The organism is uncultured Pelagibacterium sp., assembly GCF_963972885.1.
Lineage (GTDB): Bacteria > Pseudomonadota > Alphaproteobacteria > Rhizobiales > Devosiaceae > Pelagibacterium > Pelagibacterium nitratireducens.
In genome coordinates this window covers 1-3,182 of the sequence record NZ_CAXAXY010000161.1, presented here as the reverse complement: position 1 = coordinate 3,182, position 3,182 = coordinate 1, and the positions used below count along the sequence as shown (strand labels likewise).

2 protein-coding genes are annotated in these 3,182 nt (G+C 62.1%); both read right to left on the bottom strand.

Annotation, left to right across the window (positions count from 1 at the left end):
• Nucleotides 1–73: 73 nt before the first annotated feature.
• Nucleotides 74–739, bottom strand: a complete 666-nt coding sequence (gene pdeM / locus AACZ55_RS15850) for a ligase-associated DNA damage response endonuclease PdeM (RefSeq protein ID WP_339647645.1) — start codon at nucleotides 737–739, stop codon at nucleotides 74–76.
• Between the two features lie 45 nt (nucleotides 740–784).
• Nucleotides 785–3,181, bottom strand: a complete 2,397-nt coding sequence (locus AACZ55_RS15845) for a ligase-associated DNA damage response DEXH box helicase (RefSeq protein ID WP_339647643.1) — start codon at nucleotides 3,179–3,181, stop codon at nucleotides 785–787.
• Nucleotide 3,182 lies beyond the last annotated feature (1 nt).

Genomic DNA, 3,182 nt, shown 5'->3' with positions numbered 1-3,182 from the left:
ATCCTTGGCTCTAAGTCCTTGTTTTGTCGCGTGTCCGAACCGGAAATCCGTTTCCACTTTTGCTGAACACGCTTTAACCGGAAACCAGGCGCTGATGACTGACCGGGTAGACCCGGTCGCGCCCGAGCATCATCACCTGCATTTTCGACCGGTCGAGCAGCCCGGCAAAAGCCGGTGAGAGAACATTGAGGCTGCCCGTGGAGGCTCCATAGGCCGGAAGGATCATCAAATCCCCATCCCAGACAAAGCAGGGTCGCCGCGAGGACCTTCCGTTCATGGCGACCCTGGCAGCCGGATGAAGATGGCCGGCGATCAATCCGGAAATGCCAGCTCGAGGCTCATGACGCAGTGAGCAGCCCGAAACGGCGAGTTCCACGCAGCAGGATCCTCCGAGCGCGTGCGGCGCCGGGTCATGATTGCCCGCGATCCAGACCCAATCGAGTTTATCGACCAGCCGGCATAACCGCTCGCGGTCGGCGAGCAGCAGCGTCGTGGTGCCTTCATCCCGGTGGAAGCTGTCTCCCAGGGCAAAGACGCGCTTTGCGCCTGTGACCACAATATCGCGTTCGAGCCGCTTGAGGGTCATCGCGGTATCATAGGGCGGGAGCAACTGCCCCGAGCGCGCGTAGCTCGAGAGTTTTTCGAGGTGAAGATCGGCGACAAGCAGGGCTTGGGCATCCGGCCAATACAGCGCACCCGAGGGCAGCGGAGCAAAGCTTTCGCCCGCAAACCGGATCATCCCGTGTGTCTCGATGCTGCCAGCGGGCTGAGCCTGAGCCAATTGTTATCCCCGGTGCGTCGGAATATCCGTGCCGATCGCCTCTGCGATCAGATCCTCGGCGGCCTCGCGCAGAACCGCTTCGCGCGCTTCGCCGAAGATGGGTTCCTTGCCGATGTCGAGCAATATAGGTACCGCAAGAGGCGAGATTCGGTCCAGTCGCTTGTGTCGGATATGGCGGCGGATGCGCTTTAGGGCGAGCCCGAGCCGTTCGATATCGAGCAGCCCCCGCGCCGCATCGCGCCGAGTGGCTTCGATCAGAATATGATCGGGCTCGTGCTGATAGAGCACGTCATAGATGATGTCCGAACTCACCGTGATCTGTCGCCCCGACTTTTCTTTACCTGGATGCCGACGCTCGATAAGCCCGGAAATGATGGCGCAATTTCGGAAGGTGCGCTTCATGAGCGCGGATTCATCGAGCCAGGCTTCCAGATCGTCTCCCAGCATGTCCTCGTCGAACAGTTGATCGAGAGAGAGCCGATCCGAGGCAATCAATGCCCCGAGGTCCGAGGCGCACCAGATGGCGATGGCGTAATCGGAGGCAACGAAGCCCAGAGGTTGGGCGCGAGCCCGCTCGAGCCGACGGGTCAGCAGCATCCCCAAGGTCTGGTGGGCCAAGCGTCCCTCGAAGGGGTAGCAGACCATGTAGTGCTTGTCGGCACGGGGGAATGTTTCGACCAGCAGGCTGTCACTGTCGGGCAGCACCGAAGCATAGTTCTGCAGGTCGAGCCATTCGCGCACCTGATCGGGCAAGACGCGCCAGCCTTCGGGATCGGCGAGGATCTTGCGCACCTTGTCGGCAAGAAACGTCGACAGAGGGAAGCGCCCGCCCATGTAGGAGGGGATCTTGGGGTTATCGGAAAACGAGCGCGATACATAGGCTTCGGTTTCCACCACACCTTCAAACGCGATGATCTCGCCGCCGAACATGAAGGTATCGCCACGCACCAACTGGTCTATGAAATATTCCTCGATCTCGCCCAGCACCCTGCCTCCGCGGCCGATCGGACCGGTGGTTGCGCCCTTGCGCACGCCGCGCGCCCGGACCAGCCGCACCTTGAGCATGGGTTCTTCAACGATGGTGCCCACGTTGAGCCGATATTGCTGAGCGATTTGCGGGTTGGCGATGCGCCAGAGACCGTCGGCGGTCTTGCGGAGTTTCGCAAAACGCTCATAGGCCCTGAGCGCGTATCCGCCGGTCGAGACGAAATCGAGCACCCGATGGAATTTTTCACGCGTCAGATCCTTGTAGGGCCATGCCGAGGTGATCTCGGCGAAGGTCTGGTCCTCATCGAGCGGATCGGCACACGCCAGGCCCAGAATATGCTGGGCGAGAACATCCAACCCACCGGGGAGAGGCGTTTCGCTGTCCTGGGCGCCCTCGGCCACCGCCTCAAGCGCTGCCTCGCATTCGAGCACCTCGAAGCGGTTGGCGGGAACGAACATGGCCTTGGAGGGCTCGTCGAGCCGATGGTTGGCGCGCCCGATTCTCTGGAGCATACGCGAGGCGCCCTTTGGTGCGCCGACCTGCACGACCAGATCGACATCACCCCAGTCAATGCCCAGATCGAGGGTGGAGGTACAGACCACGGCGCGCAGCATGCCCGAGACCATGGCGCTTTCGACCTTGCGGCGCTGCTCGACCGAGAGTGAACCGTGATGGAGCGCGATGGGCAAAGCCTCGTCATTGATGGCCCACAGGTTCTGGAACAGCATTTCGGCCTGAGACCGGGTGTTGACGAAAAGAAGCGTGGTGCCGTGGTGCTTGATCGTTGCGTAAAGGTCTGGCACCGCATAGGCGGCGGAATGGCCGGCCCAGGGCAGCCTTTCCTCGCTGGCGAGGATCGAAAGCTGCGGCGGGGCACCACCGGGTGCGTTGATCAGCACCGCCGGATTTGGTGCGACGGGTGCGGCAACCCAATCGCGCAGGATTTCGGGCTGGGCTACGGTCGCGGACAGTGCGGTGATTTTTACATCCGGTGACAATCTGGCCAGACGGGCCACACCAAGGCTGAGCAGGTCGCCGCGTTTGGAAGTGACCAGCGCGTGCAGTTCATCGAGCACGATGCGCCGCAGGCTTCCGAACAGCCTGACGCTGTCGGGATGGCTCAAGAGCAGCGCCAACTGCTCGGGCGTCGTCATCAGGATGTGTGGTGGATCGAAACGCTGGCGCTGGCGGCGTGAGGCGGGGGTATCGCCCGTGCGGGTTTCGACCTTGATCTTCAGTCCCATCTCGCGCACCGGGTCGCCCAGGTTGCGCGCCACATCGACGGCCAACGCCTTGAGCGGCGAGATGTAAAGGGTGTGCAGCCCCTCCATGGGATTTTCGATCAGATCCTCCAGGGACGGCAGAAAACCGGCCAGTGTCTTGCCTGCCCCGGTCGGCGCGATCAACAGCACC

Bases quoted from the DNA above. Each gene is read 5' to 3' on its own strand.
- pdeM (WP_339647645.1), bottom strand. From the start codon at position 739: ATGATCCGGTTTGCGGGCGAAAGCTTTGCTCCGCTGCCCTCGGGTGCG.